This is a genomic window from Chitinophaga varians, assembly GCF_012641275.1.
Lineage (GTDB): Bacteria > Bacteroidota > Bacteroidia > Chitinophagales > Chitinophagaceae > Chitinophaga > Chitinophaga varians_A.
The window spans coordinates 3,516,827-3,540,807 of sequence record NZ_JABAIA010000001.1 but is presented as its reverse complement, the minus strand read 5'-3'; the positions used below and the strand labels follow the sequence as shown (position 1 = coordinate 3,540,807).

At 49.1% G+C, this 23,981-nt stretch carries 23 protein-coding genes, 2 tRNA genes and 1 pseudogene; 8 read left to right on the top strand and 18 right to left on the bottom strand.

Features of this window, described 5'->3' with window-relative positions:
• The first annotated feature begins 2 nt into the window (after positions 1–2).
• Genes ppk1 through HGH92_RS14545 form a run of 4 tightly spaced genes read left to right on the top strand, consistent with a single transcriptional unit; the run spans position 3 to position 4,485 of the window.
• Positions 3–1,994 carry a polyphosphate kinase 1 gene (ppk1, locus tag HGH92_RS14560; protein ID WP_168871407.1) on the top strand — a complete coding sequence of 664 codons (1,992 nt, stop codon included), beginning with the start codon at positions 3–5 and terminating at the stop codon, positions 1,992–1,994.
• Between the two features lie 28 nt (positions 1,995–2,022).
• Positions 2,023–2,532: a thioredoxin family protein gene (locus tag HGH92_RS14555; protein WP_168871406.1), complete on the top strand. Its 510-nt coding sequence runs from the start codon at positions 2,023–2,025 to the stop codon at positions 2,530–2,532.
• 7 nt (positions 2,533–2,539) lie between these two features.
• Positions 2,540–3,049, top strand: a complete 510-nt coding sequence (locus tag HGH92_RS14550; protein WP_247654888.1) for a DUF4442 domain-containing protein — start codon at positions 2,540–2,542, stop codon at positions 3,047–3,049.
• 29 nt (positions 3,050–3,078) lie between these two features.
• On the top strand, positions 3,079–4,485 hold the full coding sequence (locus HGH92_RS14545; RefSeq protein WP_168871405.1) for an MBL fold metallo-hydrolase: 1,407 nt from the start codon (positions 3,079–3,081) through the stop codon (positions 4,483–4,485).
• Between the two features lie 53 nt (positions 4,486–4,538).
• On the opposite strand, the gene HGH92_RS14540 is transcribed toward HGH92_RS14545, so the two are convergent.
• The gene (locus HGH92_RS14540) at positions 4,539–7,706 is read right to left on the bottom strand and encodes a sensor histidine kinase (protein WP_168871404.1); all 3,168 of its coding nucleotides are present in this window, start codon (positions 7,704–7,706) and stop codon (positions 4,539–4,541) included.
• A gap of 206 nt (positions 7,707–7,912) precedes the next feature.
• Entirely contained in the window at positions 7,913–8,653 is a 741-nt protein-coding gene (locus HGH92_RS14535; RefSeq protein WP_168871403.1) for an SDR family oxidoreductase, read from the bottom strand.
• Between the two features lie 79 nt (positions 8,654–8,732).
• Between HGH92_RS14535 and HGH92_RS14530 the strand changes: the two genes are divergently transcribed.
• Positions 8,733–9,122 (top strand): winged helix-turn-helix transcriptional regulator, encoded by a 390-nt coding sequence (locus HGH92_RS14530; RefSeq protein ID WP_168871402.1) that lies wholly within the window; start codon positions 8,733–8,735, stop codon positions 9,120–9,122.
• 62 nt (positions 9,123–9,184) lie between these two features.
• Here HGH92_RS14530 and HGH92_RS34345 read toward each other — a convergent pair whose 3' ends face one another.
• From HGH92_RS34345 to HGH92_RS14500, 8 genes are all read right to left on the bottom strand, one after another.
• On the bottom strand, positions 9,185–9,376 hold the full coding sequence (locus tag HGH92_RS34345) for a class I lanthipeptide (protein ID WP_211092593.1): 192 nt from the start codon (positions 9,374–9,376) through the stop codon (positions 9,185–9,187).
• Positions 9,377–9,456: 80 nt separating this feature from the next.
• Entirely contained in the window at positions 9,457–9,657 is a 201-nt protein-coding gene (locus HGH92_RS34340) for a class I lanthipeptide (RefSeq protein ID WP_211092592.1), read from the bottom strand.
• A 96-nt stretch (positions 9,658–9,753) separates the two neighbouring features.
• Positions 9,754–9,951, bottom strand: coding sequence for a class I lanthipeptide (locus HGH92_RS14525; protein WP_168871401.1), 198 nt, complete (start codon positions 9,949–9,951; stop codon positions 9,754–9,756).
• Positions 9,952–10,087: 136 nt separating this feature from the next.
• Complete coding sequence (locus HGH92_RS14520) at positions 10,088–10,825, bottom strand: VOC family protein (RefSeq protein ID WP_168871400.1); 738 nt, start codon at positions 10,823–10,825, stop codon at positions 10,088–10,090.
• Positions 10,826–10,902: 77 nt separating this feature from the next.
• Positions 10,903–10,974 (bottom strand) — tRNA-Glu (locus HGH92_RS14515).
• A 92-nt stretch (positions 10,975–11,066) separates the two neighbouring features.
• Entirely contained in the window at positions 11,067–11,750 is a 684-nt protein-coding gene (locus HGH92_RS14510) for a DUF1345 domain-containing protein (protein WP_247654887.1), read from the bottom strand.
• A 78-nt stretch (positions 11,751–11,828) separates the two neighbouring features.
• Positions 11,829–12,506, bottom strand: coding sequence for an SMI1/KNR4 family protein (locus HGH92_RS14505; RefSeq protein ID WP_168871399.1), 678 nt, complete (start codon positions 12,504–12,506; stop codon positions 11,829–11,831).
• 157 nt (positions 12,507–12,663) lie between these two features.
• Positions 12,664–12,735, bottom strand: a tRNA-Glu gene (locus HGH92_RS14500).
• A 140-nt stretch (positions 12,736–12,875) separates the two neighbouring features.
• On the opposite strand from HGH92_RS14500, the gene gap reads away from it, so the two are divergent.
• The 3 genes from gap to HGH92_RS14485 all read left to right on the top strand — a co-directional run bounded on the left by gap (position 12,876) and on the right by HGH92_RS14485 (position 16,755).
• Entirely contained in the window at positions 12,876–13,892 is a 1,017-nt protein-coding gene (gene gap, locus HGH92_RS14495; RefSeq protein ID WP_168871398.1) for a type I glyceraldehyde-3-phosphate dehydrogenase, read from the top strand.
• A 165-nt stretch (positions 13,893–14,057) separates the two neighbouring features.
• Positions 14,058–15,248, top strand: coding sequence for a phosphoglycerate kinase (locus HGH92_RS14490; protein WP_168871397.1), 1,191 nt, complete (start codon positions 14,058–14,060; stop codon positions 15,246–15,248).
• Positions 15,249–15,342: 94 nt separating this feature from the next.
• On the top strand, positions 15,343–16,755 hold the full coding sequence (locus HGH92_RS14485; RefSeq protein ID WP_168871396.1) for a cation:proton antiporter: 1,413 nt from the start codon (positions 15,343–15,345) through the stop codon (positions 16,753–16,755).
• Positions 16,756–16,891: 136 nt separating this feature from the next.
• Here HGH92_RS14485 and HGH92_RS14480 read toward each other — a convergent pair whose 3' ends face one another.
• The 8 genes and pseudogenes from HGH92_RS14480 to ffh form a co-directional block, all read right to left on the bottom strand.
• Positions 16,892–18,160 (bottom strand): lytic transglycosylase domain-containing protein, encoded by a 1,269-nt coding sequence (locus HGH92_RS14480; protein WP_168871395.1) that lies wholly within the window; start codon positions 18,158–18,160, stop codon positions 16,892–16,894.
• 10 nt (positions 18,161–18,170) lie between these two features.
• On the bottom strand, positions 18,171–19,616 hold the full coding sequence (gene gatA, locus HGH92_RS14475) for an Asp-tRNA(Asn)/Glu-tRNA(Gln) amidotransferase subunit GatA (protein ID WP_168871394.1): 1,446 nt from the start codon (positions 19,614–19,616) through the stop codon (positions 18,171–18,173).
• A 51-nt stretch (positions 19,617–19,667) separates the two neighbouring features.
• A complete protein-coding gene (locus HGH92_RS14470; RefSeq protein ID WP_246496197.1) occupies positions 19,668–19,901 on the bottom strand; it encodes a twin-arginine translocase TatA/TatE family subunit in 234 nt (77 codons plus the stop codon).
• A gap of 198 nt (positions 19,902–20,099) precedes the next feature.
• Positions 20,100–20,447 (bottom strand): 50S ribosomal protein L19, encoded by a 348-nt coding sequence (rplS, locus tag HGH92_RS14465; RefSeq protein WP_078670224.1) that lies wholly within the window; start codon positions 20,445–20,447, stop codon positions 20,100–20,102.
• Between the two features lie 152 nt (positions 20,448–20,599).
• Complete coding sequence (gene trmD, locus HGH92_RS14460; RefSeq protein WP_168871393.1) at positions 20,600–21,271, bottom strand: tRNA (guanosine(37)-N1)-methyltransferase TrmD; 672 nt, start codon at positions 21,269–21,271, stop codon at positions 20,600–20,602.
• A 178-nt stretch (positions 21,272–21,449) separates the two neighbouring features.
• Positions 21,450–21,974 carry a ribosome maturation factor RimM gene (gene rimM / locus HGH92_RS14455; RefSeq protein ID WP_168871392.1) on the bottom strand — a complete coding sequence of 175 codons (525 nt, stop codon included), beginning with the start codon at positions 21,972–21,974 and terminating at the stop codon, positions 21,450–21,452.
• 299 nt (positions 21,975–22,273) lie between these two features.
• Positions 22,274–22,525 (bottom strand): annotated as a pseudogene (gene rpsP / locus HGH92_RS33820) (30S ribosomal protein S16); the annotation flags it as partial.
• Positions 22,526–22,633: 108 nt separating this feature from the next.
• On the bottom strand, positions 22,634–23,959 hold the full coding sequence (gene ffh / locus HGH92_RS14445; protein ID WP_168871391.1) for a signal recognition particle protein: 1,326 nt from the start codon (positions 23,957–23,959) through the stop codon (positions 22,634–22,636).
• Positions 23,960–23,981: the final 22 nt, after the last annotated feature.

Sequence of the window (23,981 nt, the reverse complement as noted above, 5' to 3'; positions counted from 1 at the left end):
TCATGGCTATTCCTTTATATAACCGCGATCTCAGCTGGTTGTCCTTCAACCACAGGGTTTTGCAGATGGCAGCCGATCCACAGGTACCACTATACGAACGCATTAAATTTCTGTCCATTTTCTCTTCCAACCTCGATGAGTTTTTCCGCGTCAGAATGCCTGCCATACTGGCTATTAACAAGGTGTTGGAACGAGACCCGGATGCCGCCGGTGAAGAATCTCCCACCCCGGAAACATTACAGGAAGTGATGGACACCATCAACCGGCAGCAGGAAGAATACGGGAAGATATTTACCGGTATGTTGTTACCGGCCATGCAACAACAAGGTATCACGCTGTTCTACGGCACAGGGCTGGCGCCGGAACTGGCCGCCCGTACGCGGGCTTACTTTCAGGCTACCGTACAGGCCTGGCTGCTGCCCGTGTGGCTCAGCCACCGGCATAAAAAGTTTTTCCCTGAGAACAATGCCCTGTACCTCGTGGTGACAGTCAGTCCGCAGGGTACGCCCGATAAACAGGAAATTGTGCTGGTGAATATTCCCTCCGGTCTGAAGCGCTTCCTGACACTGGACGCGCCTGACGGGCAATTTCATATCGCCTTCCTTGATGATATTATCCGGGCCCATCTGCCCTACCTTTTCCGTGGCTACATTATCCATCATAGCTATTGCATCAAACTGACGCGTAACGCGGAAATAGACATGGACGAAATGAAAGGTGATGTGCTGGAAGAAGTAGAAACTATGATCCGCAAGCGGGAGCTGGGCGTGCCCACCCGCTTCCTGTATGACGCCTCCATGCCGTTGTCGTTGCGTAACTTCCTCGCCGGCCAGTTTGAAGCGGCCGATAATGAAATGGTGCCCGGCGGTCGTTACCACAACCTGAAAGACCTGGCAGACCTGCCCATGCCGGCAGGCCTTTCCGGCGCCCTGTATCCCAAAGCCAGGCCGGTAGTGCAGCCGGAAGCTGCTGCTGCAGACTATCTGCTGGACCTGATACAGCGTAAGGACCTGCTACTGCATCTACCCTACGAGCAGTACGACCCGGTGTTAAGGTTCTTCAGTGAAGCTGCCGTAGACCCCGACGTGGAAGAGATATATGTAACCCTTTACCGGATCGCCTCCGGCTCACAGATAGCACAGGCGCTGATCAGCGCCGCGCAAAACGGGAAAGCCGTGACCGTCTTCGTAGAGCTCAAGGCCCGTTTTGATGAAGCCAATAATATCCGCTGGTCCAAGAAAATGAAAGAAGCTGGTGTGAAACTGATTTATAGTATCCCCGGCATGAAAGTACACGCCAAAACAGCGCTGGTAAAGCGCCGCCGCGGCTACCTCTGGGACTATTCCGGTTTGATCGCCACCGGCAATTTCAACGAAAGCACAGCCCGTTTTTATACCGACCATGTGCTGTTTACCGCTCATACCGGCATTACGCGGGAAATGGAACTGTTGTTCCTCTACCTGCAAAGCCGGGAGCAGCCGATGGCCTATCATTTTCTCCAATTTGAGCATCTGCTGGTAGCACAGTTTAATATGCTTACCCGCTTCACGGATATGATAGACCGGGAGATCGCGAATGCACAAAAGGGCCTGCCGGCAAAGGTTACCGTGAAAATTAATAACCTCCAGGAGAAATCGATGATCGCGAAACTGTACGAAGCCCGCCAGGCTGGCGTGGAAGTGGACCTGATTGTCCGCAGCATCAACTGTCTGCAGACAGGTATCCCTGAAAGCGATGGTATCCGCATTGTGCGTATCGTGGACCGTTACCTCGAACATGCACGGGTGTTTATCTTCCATAACAACGGACACGAAGAAGTGTATATGGGCTCGGCCGACTGGATGAACCGGAACCTGCACCGCCGTATTGAAGTATGCGTGCCCGTATATGACGCCGCTCTACGCCAACAGCTGAAAGACATCATTTCTTTGCAGCTGGCCGACAGTCATCAGGCGCAGCAAGCCATTCAGGCTTATGTGCAAAATATAGTGTAAATTAGACAGGATGAATAAATCGATTTTTATGAAGAAGATGGTATGGGCATTGCTCCTCGGACTGTTTTTCGCCCTGCCGGCGATGCAGGTCCAGGCGCAGACACATGACCTGGAACACATTTACAACCCTTCCGCAGATGCTAAGGCGGATATAGCCGCTGCCGTTAAACAGGCCGCTGCAGAGAAAAAACATGTGCTGTTACAGATAGGTGGCAACTGGTGCATCTGGTGCAAACGGCTGTACAAGTTCGTGGAAGATGACGCAGAGCTGAAAGCTGCTATGGACAAGAATTTTGTGGTATATCACCTCAACTATAGCAAGGAAAACAAAAACCTGCCTGTCCTGAAAGAACTGGGATATCCACAGCGTTTCGGTTTCCCGGTACTGGTAGTACTGGACGCCAAAGGCAACCGGCTGCATACGCAGAATACAGGCCTGCTGGAATCGGCGGACTCCTATGACAAAAAGAAACTGACGGAGTTCTTCAAACAATGGTCACCAGCTGCTTTGCTGCCTTCCAATTACGTCAACGAATAATATTGCCATGAATAACGGCATGACCACTTTCAATACGGATGCTGTGCATACTTTTATAAAGTTTGCGCAGCATCCGTTTAAGTTTAGGGCTTACCTCTTCTGGAAGCTGCCGGCCGCATGGCTGGCCGGGGTGCGGATGCAGTCCATCACAGAAGACGCCTGTACCACTTCCGTCCCGTTCCGCTGGCTGTCACAGAACCCGTTCCGGTCCACTTACTTCGCCTGCCTCGCTATGGCCGCAGAAATGAGCACCGGCCTGCCTGCCATGATGTATGTTCAGAGTGCGCCAAAACGTATATCCATGCTTGTTACCGGACTGGAATCCACTTTCGTGAAAAAAGCCACCGGCCTTACCTACTTCACCTGTAAAGACCTTCCGGCGCTGAAAGAAGCCATCAGCAAGGCCATGAACCAGGAGGAAGCGGTCACCGTTACCCTACGCAGCGAAGGCAGGGACAAACAAGGCACACTAATTGCCTCGTTCGCTATTACCTGGTCTTTTAAAGGAAAATCATAAAATGGTGGTCATCACCCTAAATCAAGGATATGAAAATAGCATTCCATGGTGCGGCCCGCACCGTTACCGGCTCCAAGCACCTAATTACACTAAAGAACGGAAAGAAGGTTTTATTGGACTGCGGCATGTTTCAGGGCATGGGCCCAGAAACAGATGAATTGAACAGGGACTTTGGTTTTGAACCGGCCGAAGTCACCTATATGGTCCTCTCCCACGCCCATATTGACCACTCCGGCCTGATTCCCCGCCTGGTGAAAATGGGCTATAACGGCGACATCTACTGCACGCCCGGCACCCGTGACATGACGGAGATACTGCTGCTCGACTCCGCAGAAATACAGGAAGATGATGTGAAGTTCACCAACAAAAAAAGAGCAAACGAAGGCAAACCATATGTGCTGCCACTCTACACCGTGGAAGACGCCAAAAGCGCGATCCGTTTCCTCAAACCTGTCAGCAACTACAACACCTGGATCAACATTGATCCGGACATACAACTCATGTTCACCGATGCCGGTCATATCGTAGGCGCGGCCTCCGTACACCTGCGTATCACGGAAAACGGCAAAACAGAACAAATTACTTTCAGCGGTGACATCGGCCGGTATAATGATGCCATCCTCAAATCACCCGCTACTTTCCCACAGGCAGATTACGTCCTCATTGAGTCTACCTACGGTAGCACCCTGCATGCTGACGCGGCTCCCGCCGATGCGGAATTACTGCGTTACATCCGGGAAACCTGCGTTGAAAAAAGAGGTAAACTGATTATCCCCGCTTTCAGCGTAGGCCGTACCCAGGAACTGCTGTACGCATTAAACAAGGCACAGCTGAACGGCACCCTGCCGAAAGTGGACATCTTTGTGGACAGCCCCCTGTCTACCGAAGCCACAGCCGTGACCAAAGCGCATCCGGAAGTATTTAACCGCGAAGTATCTGACGTGTTGAAACGCGATGATGATCCGTTCGATTTCCCCGGACTGCACTATATAAAGTCTGTGGACGAATCCAAAGGACTTAACTTCCGCAAAGAGCCCTGCGTGATCATCTCCGCTTCCGGTATGGCGGAAGCAGGCCGTGTGAAACATCATATCGCCAATAACATCGATGAAGAAAGAAACACCATTCTCATCGTTGGTTATTGCGAACCACAATCACTCGGTGGCCGCCTGATGAGAGGCAACAAAGAAGTATCTATCTACGGCACCCGTTATGAAGTGAAGGCAGAAGTAGGCGTTATCCGCTCCATGAGCGCACATGGCGACTACGAAGACCTGAGCCAGTGGCTTTCCTGCCAGCATCCGGGCGATATAAAGAAATTATTCCTCGTACATGGTGAATACGATGTGCAGACGATCTTCAAAAACTGGTTGCTCAAAAAAGGATTTTTGGACATCGAAATCCCGGAAAGGCATTATGAAATCGGACTGAGATAATTTATCTATAAAAAAGAAAAACGGATTACGGGCTTCCTTCGTAATCCGTTTTTTTATTCATGTACATAAGGAAACCAGATATTCACCCTTGTTCCGGTTGCATTTCCGGCGCCGTCATTCAGGTCTTCGATATCAAAACTGGCATCCATATTAAAGCGGCTGTTATAAAGTTGTAGCCTGTCGCGTGTAATCTGCAGTCCGCGCGAGTAATGCTGCGTATCCATTTTCCGCAGCGCTGCCGACTTCGCCCTGCCGATGCCATTATCTTCTATTGTACATAGCACCCTGTCGCCTACACGTGCAAACATGATCCGGATCTTTCCCTGGTCAGGGATATGCAAAATGCCATGCCAGATAGCGTTTTCCACAAAAGGCTGCAGGATCATGGTGGGTATCTCCACAAAATCCTGTTCCAGTTCAGGGTCTACGACAAATTCATATTCGAAGGCATCTGCAAAGCGCAGTTTTTCCAGTTCGAGATAGTTAGTAAGCATGTTCACCTCTTTAGATACCGGTATGTTATTCAGCTGGGAGTTGTCCAGCACATTCCGGATAAGCCGTGCAAAACGCGCGAGGTAAGCGAGGGCCTGCTCTGTTTCACTCTTCATCATAAACGTCTGAATGGAATTCAGCGCATTGAAAATAAAGTGCGGGTTCATTTGGGCGCGCAGGGCTTTCATTTCCAGCTGGGCCATCTGCTGCTGGATGGCGGCCCTTTCCCGTGCTTCTTTCTTTACAGAAGTAATACGCAGCCGGATATACAGGTATACCAGGCCGAGTGCCAGCAACAGGCACAGTACGCGGAACCAGGGCGTTTGCCAGAATGCCGGCCGGATAAATATTTTCAGCTCGCTGATATGCAGCGAGGTAGTCCCGGCGGCGTTGACGGCCCTTACCCGGAAAGTATAATTTCCCGGTGCAAGATTGGTGTATTTGGCCACCAGTATATTTTCCGCACTTACCCAGTCTTCATCCAGCCCTTCCAGCTGATAGAAATAACGGATCTTTTCCTGATGATAAGACAGGCTTTTGAATTCTATACTGATGATATTCTGGCGGTGGTTCAGCTCTACCGGCGTGTTGCCCCGCAGTGCTTCCTCTATCAATATAATGCTGTCCAACGCTTTCATGTTAACGATGGTAACATCAGGCGGAGGCGGCGCCACCTCCAGTTTATTAGGTTCAAACACCACAAAATGGTCTGACGCGCCTACCAGCAGCCGGCCGTCTTTCAGCCAGGAGATGCGGCGGCGCACCTTGCGCGAGTTATCGATGATATCATCGTTCTGTGTAAAAGTCTCCAGCTTTCCACGGGGGATGGTGTACCGGTAAAAGCCATAGGGCGTGATAAACCAGAATTTTTCGGGCGTGTCTTCGCGTATATTCAACACCCACTCATCGAAGAGCTGTCCGTCGATTCTGACAGGCACATAAGTGCCCTGGCGGGTGTTGTACATCCACAGCCCGTGGTCAGTTCCGGCCAACAATGTACTGTCATTAAATCTTACCAATGAAGTGACATTGTTATAGCTGTGTTGTAACCACTCAAAATTCTGACGTGCAATGATTTTGCGGGTATGCGGATTAAAGAGAATTAACCCTCCTCCGCTGGAAGCCAGCCATAACAAAGAATCTTTTTCCGGTACGATTTGCAGCACGGACAAAGGCCGCTTCAGCGAATCCGTGATTTCGTGGTAATAGCGAAACTCGTTGGCACGCGGGTTCCAGCTGGCCAGTCCGCGTTTGTAAAGCCCTATCCATACGGCAGTATCGCCTTGCACCAGCATGCGCAATAATGTTTGTTCATGCAGCGCCGGTGAGGTAAGATGCCGGATAAACCGCCCGGTGGCAGGATTAAAAAGCGACAGGTTACCATTTTCCTGTCCTACGAGGATAGTACCGTTTTTCAGTTCAGCGAAAGTCCAAACCAGTCCGCGTTGTTCCGGAATGGTGGTAGCAGTATCTTCCCCGTGAAAATAGTTGCCCAGCAACTGCAGGCGGGAAGACAGACGGCTAAATCCTTTTCCCCAGTATCCTACATATACGTCCCCGTTACTGGCCTGGAAGATGCCTGTCACCTCAGCTGCCGGCAGCCGTTCTTTTGTTTTTTGAAAAACGGTGCGGTGGTCCAGCATCCGGAAAGAAGTGTTGTGAATACTGAGGATATTCACCCCCCGGTCGGTACCTATCCAGAGGTGGCCTTCCCGGTCGCTTAGCATGCAATTGGCTTCGTAGTCGTAGTGGAACCCACGCTCGTCGGCGTTGTTGCTGGTGATGTTAAAATCAAAACGCCGCAGGGAGTCGTTGAACCGGAAGATGCCGCCTTTTTCCGTAGCGACCCACAGGTCTTTGTTGCCGTCGGTCATCACATCAAAGATATGGTCCGTGTCAGGGGTATTGAAGCGGTATTCCTGCAGTCTGTTGACCGCCGGGTCGTACTGGTACAAAATACCTTGCCGGCCGGCCATCCATATATGATGGCGGTTATCGGTATAGATTTTTTTAAAGCTGTTGTGGATATCCAGTACCGGCAGATGGCGGGGATTATTAGCAGGTGAATACAGCTGTTTCCGGTCATGGTCCAGGATATAGAGATGTGTTGTTCCACTTATCCACAGGTTGCCGGATTCATCTTCCATAATGGCGTCCTGCATTTCAAGGCGGTCGGCCTCCGGTATCATGGCCGCTTTGTGAAAACTGAAGGAGGCTTCATCAAACTGCATAAGGCCATCGCGGGTAGTGGCCCATATGACGCCGTTATGGTCCTGTATGATATTGCTGCATTGCAGTCCCTCCGGCAGTTCCGCCCTGTTGGCCACTTTGAGCGTCCTGATGAGCATTGTCACCGGATCGTAAACACGGATATTGTCGGGGGTGCCCATCCAGATGCGGCCACGGCTGTCTTCACAGAGGCAGATATCATCATAATAGATGGAACCAGGCACGCGGTCAAAGTTGGCCATAGTGACCAGGTTGGTGCCGTCGTACCGTTGCAGCGCCGTACTGGCGATCCAGATAAACCCTTTGCGGTCCTGCAGGATAGCCGAAACGTGATTACTCGCGAGGCCATTGCTGATATCCAGATGCCGGAAATGATAAGATATGTTTTCCTCCTGCGCAGCGGCAGTAAGCGTTACACACAGGCAACACAACAGACAATGCAGATATTTCTTGATGTGATACCGTAATGGGGCGACGGACCAGATAAACTGTTCGATCATGGCATTCAGGAAAAAAGTGGCTGTGAGTTAAAAGTACTAAATGTTACCATGATATTACAAATAACTATCAGCCCCTTTTTAGTTTTTCCTGAAATCAGACGGACGGGGAAGCGCAAAATCGTAAAAGGCATCACTGAACTGCCCCACGGCTGAGTACCCCACCGCGTAAGTTATCCCGGAAACCGGCAAATGGCACCAAGCAATGACTACAGGCTCATACCGCCATCCATCACAAGTTCTGCACCGGTGACAAAAGAAGCCGCGTCGCCGGAGAGTTGTACCACCATCTTCCCGATGTCGCCGGCTTTTCCCATATGTTTCAGCGGAATACGGTCAACGATCCATGATTTCACGCCTTTGAGTTCCTCTTCGCTGTAGCCTTGCTTATGCAGGATCTCCGTTTCAATGGGTCCGGGGCTGATGGCATTCACTCTTATTTTCCGCGGCGCCAGCTCTATGGCCGCAATCTTCATCACGGCATTTAATGCTGCCTTGCTGGAGGAGTAAATGGAAGAATGGGCAACGTTCATGCTGGCGGTATTAGAGGAGAGGAATATCACTGATGCGCCGTCCTTCAGGACAGGGATAAACCTGCTCAACGTAAAATAGGCGCCTTTGAAATTCACGTCTATCACCTGATCAAATATTTCTTCCGTTGCCTGTTCAATGCCCGCTCCCGCCAGAACGCCGGCGTTGATAAACAGAATATCTATAGCTCCATATGCAGTTTTAACAGTATCAGCCAGGCTTTCAATGGCCATAAGGTTTCCCTGGTCGGCCACAATGCCGGTGACACCCAGTTCAGCCGCGGCTGTTTCGATGGCTTCTTTCCGCCGGCCTGTAATGATCACTGTCGCGCCCTGTTGTTTTAATTCCTTTGCTGTAGCGTAACCGATACCGCTGTTGCCGCCGGTCACCACAGCTATTTTACCTTTTAACTGTTCCATGATGATGATTTATTAATTCCTGACAAAGGTATGGGCAAACTGGTATAACTTTGTAACCAGTATAACAGAGTATACCAGTATGACAGACAAAAAACGCTTGGAAGAAATAGCGGAAGTACTGAGTAATCCGCGTAACCAGAAAGATGAGTTACAGGCATTGCAGGATACCATTTATGTGATCGGAGGAAAATGGCGGCTACCTATTATCAATTCCATCTGCAATGGGAACAAACGTTTCCGCGAGATAGAGCGCAGCATTCCGGGCATTACCACCAGGATGTTGTCGAGGGAATTAAAAGAGATGGAAGCCAATCAGCTGATTAAAAGGACGGTCATTGCATCCTCCCCGGTGCTGGTAGAATATACCGCTACCGGCTATTGCCGGTCATTCGGGGACATTATCCTGGAGATGATCAAATGGGGGAAAGCACACAGGAAGAAGATTATCAGGAAGCCGGAGAAGGAATAATGGTAGGTAGTGGCTGGCAGCACAAAGACAGCCGGCCACTATCCTGAACTTTCTAACCTACATCAACCACATGCAATGGTCGGCCATGGTATACTGATACAGTAGGGAGATCTTGTGTTACACCATCTGGTGTTTATGCACTCGGAACTTGCGGTTTCACTGAGAACGGCACCTTGGTGTTCTAAATTTAAATGAACCAATGTCACTTTATTAAGGGAAATCTTTCTCTGTATATCAATGTGTTTCTTTTTCATAACATACATATTGAAGATGAAAGGAACTCATCTGCTGCATACCCGGTATGCAACAGGGTGAGTTCCGGTAAAACTTCAGGTCAAAGGCAGACCAGAGTACGGTGAGGCCTGGTGGGGCAAGACGGATCATAACTATCACATCTTATGCACCTGGTGTTCAGACAACGCGCTACATTTGTATCACCCCCATGAACAGCGCTCTGCTCTTCAAAATTCAAATGGGCCAATGATACTTTTTTAAGGGAGACTTTTTTCTGCAAATCAATGTTTTTCTTTTTCATAACATACGTATTGGATGAACGTTTAAAGTGAAAGCCGAAATGCTGTATAAGCATTGCAGCAACAGTAAAAAAGCACCTAACGGAGAGGCATCCAAATCAAACGCACACCAGGGTCCGGTGAGGTTTGCTGGGGCAGGACGGGTCATAACTGTCGCAACCATCGCATCGGGTATCCGCGCACCTTGCGCTCACTGCGCCACCGTAAACAATGCGCTGTTGTTCAAAATTCAAATGGGCCAACGTTACTTTTTTAAGAGAGACTTTTTTCTGCAGGAGAATGTTTTTCTTTTTCATACGGTGTGTATTTGATGAATATCAAATATACTTCCAGGTGCTGCACAAGACTGTCAGTAACAACAGAAACCCTGGCGGTACAAGAGGTTCCGCCTGCAGATGCATTGCAGCACACGACGTATGTTATCAGGGAAAATTATGAAAGTCCCAGCTCCGCGGACATACTTTCAAATAGGTGGATATCGTCTTTTATGGCATGCAGGTCCTGCATTTTGCTCAATTGTTTTTTTAATGTTTGGTGCAACTGTTTCGCAGTCTTCATGTCTTCTGATCGCTGTGCGATACTCATTTTTAATACCATCAGTTTAAACGTGATGTCTGGCTCATCTCCTGCATCGTCCTTCAGCGCTTTTTCAATTGTCCTGATAGCTGCGGCAGTATCTTCTTTCCCATTGGCGAGCCTGTCTGCCAGCTCATAGGCTTTGCTAAGCGCAGTACCGCTTGCCGGCTTCTTTCCGTTTTCTTCAAAGAGCAGACTGTCTTTTTTCGCAATAGGCTGACCGATCCTGATATAATTGCCGGAAGGGTCAACAATAACAAATTGTCTGGCGCCATAGGCAGGCATATCTTTGAGCTGGTTGATCCTGGGTATCCCTTTGAGCGGAATTTTGCCGTATAGCGCTTTCAGTCCCGCCCGGCAGTTATTGTAAAACGTGTCAATGTCATTTACCCTGAGAAAGCAGGTACTGAAATTGGTTTCCGGTTTGATTTGTTTTAAGCCGAAGAAATGTATTTCGATGTCTTTGATTTTAAGCCCGATGTAGTTGTTGGGGGCTTTTTGCTGGTAGGTGATAATGGCGCCAAGGGCTTTATAAAAGTTCAGGGTATCATTAATGGCAATGCTTGGCAGTAGCGGTATCGCGAAGTTTTCCATCAGAAACAGGTTGAACAGTACATATTAAAAACAACATTGCCTAACAAGTAACTGTTAGGCAATGTTGTTTTTCTTCGTACCACGTACGGGAATCGAACCCGTGATTCCTCCGTGAAAGGGAGGCGTCTTAACCCCTTGACCAACGCGGCGTTTCCGTTTTGGGATTGCAAAGATAGGGAATAGTTTTACATCACAAAATTTTTTTCAACTATTTTTTCGGGAGATGATTAACAAGATCAATTTACTTGTGGATCAGTCCCGCAATCAGGTTGATCGTTAATGCCATCACAAACGTATTGAGCAGGTAGGAGATCAATCCATGCACCAGCACTGTGCGCCGGATAATACGGTTCCCTATCTCCACGTCCGAAACCTGGAACGTCATCCCGATCACAAAAGAGAAATAGGCGAAGTCCAGGTAATCGGGATATTTCTCCTGGGGAAAGTCAAGTCCTCCGGCATGACGGGAAGTATCTTTTTCATCATCGTCATAAAAAAGGTGCGCATAATGGAAGCTGTACGTTGTATGCACCAGCGCCCAGGCCGACAGGATGCCGACAATGGCCACCGGCAGGTAAATCGTTGTCTCAGCAGGTTCATTGGACACCATCACCAATGCCACAATGATCATACTGGCAAATGAAGATACCAGCAGAAAAATAGTCACGAAGGTACGGCTGCCGTCATCCACACGTGCCCATGCGCGAATTTCAGGCACCTTACGCCGTACAAATACCAGCCAGGCGGTGGCTATATAGGAAAGCGCAAAAACGTCCCATAAAAGCACGGAAAACACCAAAGGACTGACAGGCACGCGGCATATTTGCAGTATTGCCCAGACCAGCGCTGTAAGGCCAAGACTGATCATTACACGCCGCAGAGGATAAAGGCGGAGCACATCATTAAGCATTCTCCGTTTTGCCATAAAGTTGTTGGTTTGAAATATATGTTATTAAAAGTAGCATTTTTATACAGGGCGTGTACGGGATTTTATCGACTGATGTCAGCCCTTGGCCCGGTGTTGTAACAGGACTTTCTTCTTCATCCCCCGCAGCCATTTGGTCATTACACCGGTGCGGCGCCTGCATTTGGGCATCTTCGGATTTTTCCGCCAGCCCGGGTACCAGAAACGGACTGTAGGTTCGCCATGCCGGCGTACCCCATGTGTAGATACGAGGTCCTTCCTACAAAGTTCCGCCAGTGTGAAAGCATAAAAGATAATATCATTCCCATGCATGGACAATATCGGATGCCCTGGTTCGTCAATCATCATAAAACGGTGGCTCCATACCGGAAAGATGCGGGAAATGCCTCTGGCTTTTACAATGGCGGGCGTTATCCTGCATGCATCGTACACCCATTCAATCTTGTCGCGGATACGGTCTATGTCCCGGGGATAAGAATAAAACCTGTTATCCTCTGTTATGGAACCGTCATCATATGTGTAGATAAAAGGTCTGTCCACCCCATTCATCGTGCGGTAAAAATTACGGAGCGGCTCCGGAAACGGGAAACCCATTTCTTTTTCAAAAGCCTGTAGCTCCTCTTCCGAAAGGCCGGGTAACCATTTTGTACCGGGATTTACGCTTACATAAGGATCATTGAGCTCTAATTGCGCCCATTTTGCCTCCGTTTCGACTTTTAAATATTCAAAAAAAGCAAGGGAATTATTTGGTTTCATGGCAAAAGGGAGAAGAAAAAAACCTGTCTCAAGGTAATGTCCACCTGGAATTAGGGTCACTGAAAAACAGCCGCAGCGCTAAAACATAAAAAGAAGATATATACATATCATCCTGATACAAAATAAAAAGCCGGTCATTATGACCGGCTTTCTTTCGTACCACGTACGGGAATCGAACCCGTGATTCCTCCGTGAAAGGGAGGCGTCTTAACCCCTTGACCAACGCGGCGTATCGTTTTGGGATTGCAAAAGTACACTATTGTTTTATATTTCCAAAAAATTTTTTGATAACTCAAATTTATATTGATTAATAAACGCATTGATTGTAAATTCGCTCTCGATTTTTTCATACTCAAATCACGACAAAAAATGGGAACTACTCTCAAAATTGGTATTAATGGATTCGGCCGTATCGGTCGTTTGGTATACCGCCAGATTTACAAAATGCCCGGCATTGATGTGGTAGCTATCAATGACCTTACCAGCCCAACCGTGCTGGCGCATTTGCTGAAATATGATTCAGCGCAGGGTAGGTTTGATGCAGAAGTTAAACATTCCGAGAACGCAATTAATGTGAACGGCGAAGATGTGAAGATATATGCACAGAGAGACCCGTCTCAAATTCCCTGGAAAGAGCACGATATCGACGTAGTGATCGAGTGCACCGGCTTCTTTGCTGATAAAGACAAAGCTGCTGCGCACATCACCGCCGGCGCAAAACGTGTTGTAATTTCCGCTCCTGCTACCGGTGATCTGAAAACCATCGTTTTCAACGTAAACCACGAACTGCTGGACGGCAGCGAGACCGTTATCTCCTGCGCTTCCTGCACCACCAACTGCCTGGCTCCAATGGCCAAAGTTCTGCAGGACAAATACGGTATCGTTACCGGCCTGATGACCACAGTACACGCTTACACCAACGACCAGAACACCCTCGATGCTCCGCATCCGAAAGGTGACCTGCGCCGCGCCCGCGCTGCTGCTGCCAACATCGTTCCCAACAGCACCGGCGCTGCGAAAGCAATCGGCCTGGTACTGCCGGAACTGAAAGGTAAACTGGACGGCAACGCTCAACGCGTACCAACCATCACCGGTTCCCTCACTGAACTGACTACCATCCTGAGCAAAAAAGTAACCGCAGAAGAAGTGAATGCAGCGATGAAAGCAGCTTCCAACGAATCCTTCGGTTATACTGAAGACGAAATCGTAAGCTCCGACATCATCGGTATCCACTACGGTTCCCTGTTCGACGCTACCCAGACTAAGGTAATGACCGTTGGTGACCACCAACTGGTTAAAACCGTGTCCTGGTACGATAACGAAATGAGCTACGTATCTCAGCTGGTTCGTACTGTGAAGTACTTCGCCGGCCTGATCACCAAATAATCAGATCGTATTCCCGGCCGCCAGGCGCTGCCGGGATACTTTTTTACATTCCGCGGAACAACTACACCATAGCAGCAGATAGGCCAGGTCAACTTGGTTACACTCGCTTTGTGCTGTTGGTCCGCGGTTTTTTTTGGCTAAACCCTTTCTCTTAAATCGCTACATATGAGCAAATTCTCCGACTATAATTTCAACGGCCGCAAAGCCTTGGTCCGCGTGGATTTCAACGTTCCCCTGAACGACAAATTTGAAATTACTGATGACACCCGCATGCGGGCCGCTGTCCCCACCATCAAAAAAATACTGAAAGATGGCGGCGCTGTCATCCTCATGTCCCACCTCGGCCGCCCGAAAGATGGTCCTACGGATAAATACTCTTTAAAACATCTCGTATACCACCTCATTAAACTGCTGGGCGGTGTTACAGTAAAATTTGCAACAGACTGCGTTGGCCCTGTAGCTGAAAAAGCCGCTGCCGACCTGAAAATGGGCGAAGTACTGCTGCTGGAAAACCTGCGTTTCCACAAGGCAGAAGAGAAAGGCGATACCTCTTTCGCGGAACAACTGGCCAAACTGGGTAACGTTTATGTAAACGACGCCTTCGGTACCGCTCACCGCGCACACGCCTCCACAGCTGTTATCGCCCAGTTCTTCGCTAAACCGAACCGCATGTTCGGCCTGCTCATGGAAGCGGAAGTAACCAACGCGGAAAAAGTACTGAACAACGCCACCGCTCCTTTCACTGCCATCCTCGGCGGCGCTAAGGTGAGCGACAAAATACTGATCATCGAAACACTGATGGACCGCGCCAATAACATCATCATCGGCGGGGGTATGGCTTATACCTTCCTCAAGGCACAAGGCAAGGAAATAGGCAATTCCCTCTGCGAAAATGATAAACTGGACCTGGCAAATGAACTGCTGGAGAAAGCCCGCACCAAAAACGTTAAACTGGTGCTGCCGGTGGATTCCGTTGCTGCTGACAAGTTCGCTGCCGACGCGGCCACACAGGTGGTTTCCAACGATAACATCCCCGCCGGATGGATGGGCCTCGATATCGGACCAGCTTCTGTAGCCCTCTTCAGCGAAACCATCCAGGCTTCAAAAACCATCCTGTGGAACGGTCCTATGGGCGTTTTTGAAATGGAAGCTTTCCAGAAAGGCACCAAAGGCGTTGCTGATGCGATCGTGCTGGCCACTGCCCAGGGAGCATTCTCCCTCGTGGGCGGCGGCGACTCTGTAGCAGCGGTTAACCAGTTCGGTCTGGCCGACAAAGTTAGCTACGTATCTACCGGTGGCGGTGCCATGCTCGAATTCTTCGAAGGCAAAACACTCCCCGGCATCGCAGCCATCTGATTGTAACATATCATCAAACATAACAGCATTACGGATTTGCAGGGAAAAGATTTATATACCTGCAAATCCGTATTTACTTTTTACAACTCACCTTATGAAAAAACGCCTCCTCCTCTACCCTGCTATCATTGGCGTGTTCGGAGTTTTGATATGGGTCATTCTCGAACAGGGAAGGCTGCTGCCGGTCAAACAGGCAACACCCGTTGCCGCTGCAGCGACACAACATGCAGCCACAACCGGCGACTGGTGGCAATACCTCGACAACCTGAAACACCCTCTGAGCCTGCTCCTGTTGCAGATCATCGTGATCATGCTGGTCGCCCGCCTGTTTGGTATACTGGCCAATAAAATAAAGCAGCCGGCAGTAGTAGGGGAAATCATAGCAGGTGTATTACTGGGCCCTTCCCTGCTGGGATGGACCATGCCCTCCTTTTCCGCTTTCCTTTTCCCGGCGGAGTCATTGAAAACGCTCCAGTTCCTTAGTCAGATAGGCCTCGCCTTCTTTATGTTCATCGTAGGCATGGAGCTCGATATCAGCAAAATCAGGAACAAAGCGCACGATGCTGTGATGATCAGCCACGCCAGCATCATCGTGCCCTTTTTCCTGGGTGTATGGCTGGCTTATTATCTCTTCACTGATTTTGCGCCGGCAGGCGTCAGCTTCCTCGCTTTCGCACTGTTTATGGGCATCGCTATGAGTATCACGGCTTTCCCGGTACTGGCGCGCATTGTGCAGGAACGGAAACTCACCGGCACCCCGCTGGGCACCATGGCCATTACCTGTGCTGCCGCTGATGACGTGACGGCCTGGTGTATCCTGGCGGTAGTAGTAGCCATTGTGAAAGCCGGAGGACTGATCAGTGCGCTGATCACCATGGTGCTGTCCGTCGTTTTTGTGGCCGTTATGCTCACCGCCGTAAGGCCCTGGCTGGCCCGCACGGTGAACAGGCATATTGCCCGCGGACGCCAGAAAGCAGCTATTTCCGCGGTTTTTCTGACTTTGCTGCTCTCTGCCCTGGCTGCGGAAGTAATTGGCATACACGCCCTCTTTGGCGCCTTCCTGGCAGGCGTTATCATGCCACAGGAAGCTGCTGTCAAACAACTGCTGACGGATAAGCTGGAAGATGTAAGCGTACTGTTGCTGTTACCGATATTTTTTGTGTTTACCGGCCTGCGTACCCAGATCGGCCTGTTGAATGAGAGCCATCTATGGGCTATCTGCGGGATGATCATGCTGGTAGCCGTGGCCGGCAAGTTTGGCGGCAGTACCCTGACCGCCCGGCTTATGGGCCAGTCCTGGCGCCAGTCTGTTTCCATCGGTGCGCTGATGAACACCCGCGGCCTGATGGAACTGGTAGTGCTCAATATTGGCTACGACCTTGGCATCCTGTCACCCGGCATCTTCGCCATGATGGTACTGATGGCGCTGGCCACCACCTTTATGACAGGCCCGCTGCTGGACCTGGTAGCTTTCAGTGAAAGGAAAAAGGGACTGATGGCGGCATAAAAACATACAGGCGTTTCCGTGATTCAGGGGTTTTCCGCATAATAACACCACCGGTTATACGTAATGCTGTAAAAGAAAATAAAAAACCCGTGCTGGTATTACCAACACGGGTTTTTTATTTTCTTTTATAGATGAACTACTTTTTGTGGGTAGTTTTCTTTTTGGTCTTGTGTTTTTTGGCAGCGGAATATTTTTTAGTGCTGCTGTGTTTTTTGGCGCTGGCGGTAGTTGCTTTTTTGGCCGTTGTGGCTTTTTCAGCAGGCATTTTAGCCGGAGGCGGGAATTTGGATTTATCCACGCCTACTGCTTTGTCGTCCAGTGTCATTTGAACAGACTCTTTCAGCATCTCGTCTTTTTCAGCCAGGAACAACTTCATTTTTTCTTTCGGGATGCGCAGGTCATAGTTGTTTTCAGCGCTGGCCATTGCTTTGGCAAAACCAGGATTGTAGCGGTCCAGTTCACCTACAGACATCTCCAGTTTTTTGGCGATGGCCTCGAGGCGGTATTTACCGGTAACATTGATTTCCACGCTGCTGTAGATCTCATCTTCTGTCAGCGGGCCTCTTGCCACAGCGGCAGCAGGGGCGGGAGCGCTGGTATTGTCTGCCACAGGCATGCCGGGTTCATCGCTCACACCGAAGAAGTTGTTGAATCGATCGAGGATATAACCGGTAGCAATAAATTTATACACGTGGTTACGGGATTCTGCGGGCAGGAAATACTGCATGCCCCAGAAATCTTCACGGCCGCTGGCCTTCATGGCACGTAATACGCCACCAGGGCCACAGTTGTAGGCAGCTACTACCAATAACCAGTCATCAAACTGTTCGTACAGTTTGTTCAGGTACTGAGCGGCAGCCAGTGTGGATTTGTAGAAATCTTTGCGTTCATCTACTTTTTTACCCACGCTCAGACCGAAGATACGGGCGGTACCGGCCATAAACTGCCAGGCGCCAACAGCTCCTACTCTGGAACGTGCATTGGTATTAAAGCTGGATTCAATTACTGCGAGATATTTCATCTCTTCCGGGATACCATGTTCGCGGAAGATTTTTTCTACCATGGAGAAATAAGGCTGGCCTCTTTCAACCATGATCTGCAGATGCTGACTGTACCGGGTAGCATAGTTATTTACATAACCGGCCACCAGGTTGTTGTTGATCTGTTCATATACTTTAGCGCTGCGAATGTTGTTAGGCAGGCTCTGGGCAGCTTTTTTCACTGCCATAGTGGTGGGAGAAGGCGCTACAGAGTCTTTCGGCAAATGTACTTTGCGGAATTTCACTGTAGTGTCGGGCGAGACCAATGGTAACGCCGTCTCTTTAGGTACACTGTTGCTACCCATTACTTCAACACTTCCCAAACTCAATGCTGGCAACAGCAATAGTAAAAAGATTTTTCTCATACAATTTATTTTAAACAATCGATGCCCTGTCAGTTGCCATCAGTTGATGGGCAATTTGTAACAAGGCCGCTTCGTCAAACTTCTTTGTGATGATCTGTACACCGTATGGCATTCCGTTTGAATGCCGGCCCAATGGCACTGAAATGGCCGGGACCCCTGCCAGATTAGCCAGTACCGTGTATATATCCGCCAGGTACATGGCAATTGGATCTTCTGTTTTCTCTCCTAATTTAAAGGCTGTCGACGGCACCGTTGGCATTAAAATGGCGTCGAACTCTTCCAGTATCTCGTTTAGCTTGTCTGTAACTAATCTCCTGACTTGTTGTGCTTTGGTGTAATAAGCGTCGTAATAACCTGCGCTCAACACAAAAGTCCCGAGTAATATACGACGTTTTACTTCTTTACCAAACCCTTCTGATCTGTTTTTTTTGTAAAAATCGATCAAATCGAGGTTTTTCTCATTCGTCCGGTGCCCAAATCTGACCCCGTCATAACGCGACAGGTTGGAGGATGCTTCTGCTGTCGTCAACACATAATAGGCAGGGACCACGTAATCGAGGTAGTCAAAACCTTTACCGGTAACGGTATGTCCTGCATCTACCAGACTTTCAAAGAGGTCGATATAGCCATCCTTCATTTCAGCATCCAATCCTTCATGGTACTGGGCATCTCTTAAATACGCAAATCTGTGACTTTTATTGTGCAACAGACCTTGCTGGTAATCAGGGACTTCCCGCTGCGCCGCAGTGCTATCAAACTCATCCGGTCCTGCGATCACCTGCAGAACCGCTGCCACATCAGCAATTTCCTTGCCGAAAATGCCTATCTGATCAAAGGATGAGGCATAAGCCAGCAGGCCATGACGGGAAATGCGGCCATATGTTGGCTTTAATCCGATGATCCCGCAAAAATCCGCCGGTTGGCGAACGGAACCACCTGTGTCACTGCCTAAACTAACCAGGCAAAGATCTGCCTGTACCGCTACGGCAGAGCCTCCTGAAGAACCACCCGGCACCCGGGTATTGTCCAGTGCGTTCAGGGTAGGCCCATAAGCCGAATTCTCATTGGTAGACCCCATCGCGAATTCATCGCAGTTGAGATTGCCTATAATGATGGCATCAGCAGCCAGCAGCCGTTCTACAGCTGTGGCGGAATAAAGCGAAGTAAACCCTTCCAGTATTCTGGAAGCGGCACCCACATGGTGGCCTTTATAGCAGATCACATCTTTAATACCTACCACCACTCCTGCCAGCGCGCCTACCGGTTGACCGTTCTTTATCCGTTCATCCAGCTCCCGCGCTTTTGTCAGGGCTTCCTCCTCATATACTTCCAGGAAGGCATTCAAATGTTTTAACTGCGCTATCCGGTCGAGATACAGACGTACTTGTTCCGTACAGCTTGTACTGCCGGCGTATAATGCTTTATGGAAAGAAGTTATACTGCTGAATTCAGTCAAAGCTAAATCAGTTAAAATATTAAAATCAGGGACAGTATGTGCTACGCCAGATTATGCGTTGTGTTGGGCATCAGTTGGCTTGGTGTCGGTTGTAGCAGGCTGTACAGGCTTTTCCCGCATACCTTCTTCAATTTCCTGGCGCACATTGTTTTTGGCGTCATTGAACTCACGGATACCTTTACCCAATCCCCGCATCAGTTCAGGGATTTTCTTGCCTCCGAACAGCAGTAATACCACAACGGCAATCAACAGCAGCTCGGACATGCCGATATCCTGGAGAATCAAAAATGATGGTTTTACAAAAACAGCAGTCATCTTCTGAAATGTTTGTTTAGTTATCGATGATAGTCTACAAAGATAGCCATAAAATCCGCTTTTTCACCCGTTGGGACTGTTAAAACCACAGATTTAATAGCATTTTAAGAACACGAAAAAAGCGGGACCATACGGTCCCGCCTGTAACTAATTTCCCTGTATTTTATACTAAACCCTTTTTTCTTTGATACGGGCTTTCTTACCGGCACGTTCACGCAGGTAATAAAGTTTCGCTCTTCTTACTTTACCTACCTTGTTCAATACGATAGCATCGATATGAGGAGAGTAAAGTGGGAACAGTCTTTCCACACCAATACCGTCAGAAATTTTTCTAACAGTGAAAGACGCAGTAAACCCTGTACCCTGGATTTTCACCACATCACCTTTAAAGGACTGAATCCTTTCTTTATTACCTTCCACGATTTTATAATTGACAGTGACGTTGTCGCCTGCTTTAAACTTAGGGTACTGTTTTTTAGCTGTCAGTTGTTCGTGAACAAACGAAATTGCGTTCATCTTTCAAATATTTATGGGAGTGCAAAAGTAAAACAAGAAATGGCATTTACCAAATTAAATCAGGAATAAATCTTGAGATTATCCACCTTTTTTCCGGAACTGCCTGTGGAAAACACAGATATTGCCATTTATGTCATTTTTAAGTGATTAATTTACAACAAGTCAGGTCTGCGGGCCTGCGTTCTTTCCAACGCCTGCTGATGCCGCCAGTCTTCGATCTTTTTATGGTCACCGCTCAGCAACACATCAGGCACTTTCCAGCCCCTGAACTCTACCGGCCGGGTATATACCGGCGGGGCCAGCAGGTTGTCCTGGAAAGAGTCAAACAAGGCACTGGTTTCATCGTTCAGCACACCTGGCAGCAACCGCCCGATGGCATCCACCAGCACCGCTGCGCCCAGCTCCCCGCCAGACAACACATAATCGCCGATGGAGATCTCCCGGGTAATGAAATGATCGCGGATACGCTGGTCAATCCCCTTGTAGTGACCACATAACATCAGCAGGTTGCCTTTGAGCGACAACTGGTTGGCCATCTGCTGGTTCAACGTCTCCCCGTCAGGCGTCAGGTAGATGATCTCATCGTACTTTACCTTGGCCTGCAACGATTCAATCGCGTTGACGATCGGTTCCAGCATCATGACCATGCCGGCACCACCGCCAAACTGGTAATCGTCGACCTGATTGTGCTTCAGATTGGAATAGGCCCTTAACGGGTGTACATGCACCTCCAGCATTCCTTTTGCCTGTGCCCGCTTCATAATGGAATGGGACAGCGGGCTTTCCAACAGCTCCGGCAATACTGTAATGATATCTATTCGCATAAATGATATTGCTTTGATTCCCAGGGCTAAAGCCCTGGGCTACGATTTGTTATTGCCTAAGGCTTCAGCTTAGTTGTATGGGCCTGTTCCAAACACCGGCCCAATGCATTGTATCTTGCTCCGGGCCGGATTATTTATCATGGCCCACTGGTATGCTCGCTAATTGTGGCCCAGGGCTTCAGCCCTGGGTATATAGTTCAACAAGCCCTTCCGGCAGGTCGAGATGCACCACCTGCTTTTTGTGGTCCACCTTTACGAGCGACTGCTCATTAACAGGCAGCAGTGCCTCTTTACCTTTGATCTGCACTTTTACCAGTACCTGCATGGGCATTTCGATCACTTCTTCCACTGTTCCCAGCAGTCCGTGGTGGGCATCCTCCACTGTAAAGCCCAGCAGGGCCAACGGGGAAGAAGAAGCCGTTTGTGCCTTAAAGTCCTCTTCCTGAAGGTATATCTGCCCGGGCAGCAGCTTTTGCGCGGCTTCCTTGGAGTCTATGCCTTCAAGGCGTACATATACGTGCTCTGCGTCCTTAACGGTCACCTGCTGCAGAAAATAAGGGATAAAGCTGTTTTTCCTTTCTTCCAGGAAAATAGCGGTCACACCTTTGAGGGACGATCTTTTGCCGAGGCTGTGACGCACCAGCAATTCCCCCTGTAATCCGTGCGCAGACACCAGTTTTCCTATGCTGAAATAATTATTCATCGTTATGAGAGAGTCCTGCCATGAAATTAAAAAAGGAAATATTTGCGAATGCAAACATTTCCTTTTTCAGGTATTGTTAAAACGTTGCCGTTTTATGCTTCTGTACCTTCTCCTTCTGCTGGTGCGGATGGAGCAGCAGGAGTGTCTTCTACCTTTCTAACGATAGGAGCAGCTACTCTTGCTTTTCTGTGGCCGTCACGGCGGGCAGATACTTTCTGTTCGTGTTCAGCTTGCCATTGTGCAAACTTCTGGTAAGCAGTAGGCTCGTCGAACAGGTTCAGGGTAACACCTCTTAACAGGTGTTTCAAATACAATACACCTTTGAAAGACAAGATCCGTCTAACAGTATCGGTAGGCTGAGCGCCTTTCTGCAACCAACGCAATGCTTTTTCAGTATCGATGTTGATGGAAGCCGGAACGGTTAAAGGATTGTAAGTACCGATTTTCTGGATGAATTTACCATCTCTTGGAGCGCGAGCGTCAGCCACTACGATAAAATAGAAAGGCCTCTTCTTAGCGCCATGTCTCTGCAGTCTGATTTTTACTGGCATAAATAAGTCGAGTTATTTTTTGCGAGTTAGGAAATATTGTTTAATTAGGGATGCAAATGTAACCTTCTAATTGGTATTTGCAAAAAAAAGTTTACGGAGCAGTATTTTTTATTTTACCAGCCCTCTCAAACCCTTGCCACCAGCGCCAAACTTGTTCATCATCTTCATCATCTGGCGCATTTGTTCAAATTGTTTCATGAACTGGTTTACGTCCTGGATGTTTTTGCCGGCGCCTTTAGCGATACGCTTACGGCGGCTGCCGTCAATGATGTCGGGATTACCGCGTTCAGCCGGTGTCATGGAGTTGATCATGGCTTCGATGCCTTTGAATGCGTCGTCGCTGATATCGAGGTCCTTTACCGCCTTGCCTACGCCGGGGATCATGCCCATCAGGTCTTTCAGGTTACCCATTTTCTTGATCTGCTGGAGCTGTTCCCGGAAATCGTCAAAATCGAACTGGTTCTGGCGGATTTTTTTCTCCAGTTTTTTAGCCTGCTCTTCGTTGAACTGGGCCTGGGCGCGTTCCACGAGGGTGGTGATATCACCCATACCGAGGATACGCTGGGCCATACGTTCCGGATAGAACACGTCGAGGGTGTCCATCTTTTCGCCCATGCTCACGAACTTGATCGGCTTGGTAACGGTGTAACGAATGGTCAGGGCCGCACCGCCGCGGGTATCACCGTCCAGTTTGGTGAGCACCACGCCGGTAAAGTCCAGGCGGTCGTTAAACGCCTTGGCGGTGTTGACCGCATCCTGGCCGGTCATGGAGTCTACCACGAACAGGATCTCCTGTGGCTTCACCGCATTTTTTACGTTGGCCACTTCGGTCATCATCACCTCGTCCACGGCCAAACGGCCAGCGGTATCGATGATGATGATGTTATTGCCATTGGCTTTAGCGTGTTTGACCGCATTTTCGGCGATCTGCACGGCGTTTTTATTTTCGGGCTCGCTATACACTTCCACTCCGATCTGCTCGCCCAGCACTTTCAGCTGGTCGATCGCCGCCGGGCGGTAGATATCTGCTGCTACCAGCAGGGGTTTCTTCGCCTTTTTGGACTTGAGGAAGTTGGCCAGTTTACCGGAGAAGGTGGTTTTGCCCGAACCCTGCAAACCAGCGATAAGTATAACGGAGGGGTTTGTTTTGATATCAATTTCGGATTCGGTGCCACCCATCAGCTCTGCCAGTTCGTCTTTCACGATCTTTACCATGAGCTGTCCGGGAGAGATGGCGGTCAACACCTTTTCTCCCATGGCTTTATCCTTTACTTTATCAGTAAATTCCTTGGCTATTTTGTAGTTCACGTCCGCATCCACCAGTGCGCGGCGGATTTCCTTAATGGTGGTGGCGATATTGATTTCCGAAATACGGCCTTCCCCTTTAAGTTGCTTAAACGCGGAATCTAATCTCTCTGATAATGATTCAAACATTGTTGATATTTTAAACGGACAG

Bases quoted from the DNA above. Each gene is read 5' to 3' on its own strand.
- ppk1 (WP_168871407.1), top strand. From the start codon at position 3: ATGGCTATTCCTTTATATAACCGCGATCTCAGCTGGTTGTCCTTCAAC.
- HGH92_RS14555 (WP_168871406.1), top strand. From the start codon at position 2,023: ATGAAGAAGATGGTATGGGCATTGCTCCTCGGACTGTTTTTCGCCCTG.
- HGH92_RS14550 (WP_247654888.1), top strand. From the start codon at position 2,540: ATGAATAACGGCATGACCACTTTCAATACGGATGCTGTGCATACTTTT.
- HGH92_RS14545 (WP_168871405.1), top strand. From the start codon at position 3,079: ATGAAAATAGCATTCCATGGTGCGGCCCGCACCGTTACCGGCTCCAAG.
- HGH92_RS14540 (WP_168871404.1), bottom strand. From the start codon at position 7,706: ATGATCGAACAGTTTATCTGGTCCGTCGCCCCATTACGGTATCACATC.
- HGH92_RS14535 (WP_168871403.1), bottom strand. From the start codon at position 8,653: ATGGAACAGTTAAAAGGTAAAATAGCTGTGGTGACCGGCGGCAACAGC.
- HGH92_RS14530 (WP_168871402.1), top strand. From the start codon at position 8,733: ATGACAGACAAAAAACGCTTGGAAGAAATAGCGGAAGTACTGAGTAAT.
- HGH92_RS34345 (WP_211092593.1), bottom strand. From the start codon at position 9,376: ATGAAAAAGAAACACATTGATATACAGAGAAAGATTTCCCTTAATAAA.
- HGH92_RS34340 (WP_211092592.1), bottom strand. From the start codon at position 9,657: ATGAAAAAGAAAAACATTGATTTGCAGAAAAAAGTCTCCCTTAAAAAA.
- HGH92_RS14525 (WP_168871401.1), bottom strand. From the start codon at position 9,951: ATGAAAAAGAAAAACATTCTCCTGCAGAAAAAAGTCTCTCTTAAAAAA.
- HGH92_RS14520 (WP_168871400.1), bottom strand. From the start codon at position 10,825: ATGGAAAACTTCGCGATACCGCTACTGCCAAGCATTGCCATTAATGAT.
- HGH92_RS14510 (WP_247654887.1), bottom strand. From the start codon at position 11,750: ATGGCAAAACGGAGAATGCTTAATGATGTGCTCCGCCTTTATCCTCTG.
- HGH92_RS14505 (WP_168871399.1), bottom strand. From the start codon at position 12,506: ATGAAACCAAATAATTCCCTTGCTTTTTTTGAATATTTAAAAGTCGAA.
- gap (WP_168871398.1), top strand. From the start codon at position 12,876: ATGGGAACTACTCTCAAAATTGGTATTAATGGATTCGGCCGTATCGGT.
- HGH92_RS14490 (WP_168871397.1), top strand. From the start codon at position 14,058: ATGAGCAAATTCTCCGACTATAATTTCAACGGCCGCAAAGCCTTGGTC.
- HGH92_RS14485 (WP_168871396.1), top strand. From the start codon at position 15,343: ATGAAAAAACGCCTCCTCCTCTACCCTGCTATCATTGGCGTGTTCGGA.
- HGH92_RS14480 (WP_168871395.1), bottom strand. From the start codon at position 18,160: ATGAGAAAAATCTTTTTACTATTGCTGTTGCCAGCATTGAGTTTGGGA.
- rplS (WP_078670224.1), bottom strand. From the start codon at position 20,447: ATGAACGCAATTTCGTTTGTTCACGAACAACTGACAGCTAAAAAACAG.
- trmD (WP_168871393.1), bottom strand. From the start codon at position 21,271: ATGCGAATAGATATCATTACAGTATTGCCGGAGCTGTTGGAAAGCCCG.
- rimM (WP_168871392.1), bottom strand. From the start codon at position 21,974: ATGAATAATTATTTCAGCATAGGAAAACTGGTGTCTGCGCACGGATTA.
- ffh (WP_168871391.1), bottom strand. From the start codon at position 23,959: ATGTTTGAATCATTATCAGAGAGATTAGATTCCGCGTTTAAGCAACTT.